Below are 503 nucleotides of genomic sequence, written 5' to 3' on the forward strand. Positions count from 1 at the left end.
ATGCAATGAGTCGAGTATATCGAGGTAAGCGTCGGTCAATCACTAGAACGCGCAAAGCGCCGGCCCTTTGAATGAAACCCGACCCCAGCGTTTGTATGACTCCGAAATGTTAGAGCTGACCTGAGAATGCTCGGGTTGCGAGGGACTGGTGGAGTTCTTCGAGGAGTGCTAGCTTCTCTTTCTGCTTTTGTATAATGGACGCTGTGTATTTAAAAACTTGATTAAATTTATTTAGCGTATCGGGTGGAGGGACTTTGACCGCGAAATTCATGAGAACAGAGGTCTTAATATTTTTAACTCCTGTTGAGCTAGAAAATTGCGACTCGGCGATTTTTCTAAAATTGTTGGACCGTAGGGCTTCGAGTAAATAAAATTTACTAATTGGGCTGCCGTTCGTGTGTAGATTCCAGATTTTATCCGGAAGGAAAATGTTATCTACGGTCTTGTCGACAATGGTGCATGCTCCGAGTAGTGCGGCGGTGCCGCTGGCTCGAGCGAATAGC

Annotated in this window: 1 protein-coding gene; it reads right to left on the reverse strand. The window is 45.9% G+C overall.

The genetic code is table 11. The annotated features are described in order from the left end of the window. Positions 1–109 precede the first annotated feature (109 nt). The coding region (locus CORAM0001_RS11465) for a restriction endonuclease subunit S domain-containing protein (protein ID WP_040362036.1) at positions 110–503 on the reverse strand (394 nt) is incomplete at its 5' end.

The organism is Corynebacterium amycolatum SK46 (assembly GCF_000173655.1).
GTDB classification, from domain to species: Bacteria; Actinomycetota; Actinomycetes; order Mycobacteriales; family Mycobacteriaceae; genus Corynebacterium; species Corynebacterium amycolatum_A.